Origin of the sequence: Adlercreutzia sp. DFI.6.23, from assembly GCF_024462535.1 — a bacterium.
In the GTDB taxonomy this organism is placed as follows: domain Bacteria; phylum Actinomycetota; class Coriobacteriia; order Coriobacteriales; family Eggerthellaceae; genus Adlercreutzia; species Adlercreutzia rubneri.
Window position 1 is genome coordinate 1 of sequence record NZ_JANGBP010000738.1, and the last position, 290, is coordinate 290.

At 69.7% G+C, this 290-nt stretch carries 1 pseudogene; it reads left to right on the top strand.

The features are described from left to right. Positions 1-275 (top strand): annotated as a pseudogene (locus NE591_RS15280) (ribonuclease D); the annotation flags it as partial. Between the last annotated feature and the right edge of the window lie 15 nt (positions 276-290).

The window sequence follows — 290 nt, forward strand, 5'->3', positions numbered from 1 at the left end:
CTGATCGCTGCGGCAAGAACGAGCCGAACGTCGACGCGGAGCTGGATCTCATGTGCGCGCTCGTGCGGCTGCGCGCGAAGCAGAACGGCGTGGCGTTCCCCACGCTGGCCAGCCATGACGACCTGGCGCGCGTCGCGCGCGGGTACCGCGAGGGCGTCGATCTTCTGCGCGGTTGGCGTCGTGCGCTCGTGGGAGAGGAGCTGCTGGAGCTTCTGGAAGGCAGGCTCGCGCTCAGCATCGACGGCTCCGAGCTGCGCGTGGAGCATCGGAGTTGAGCGCCTCCGGCGTCT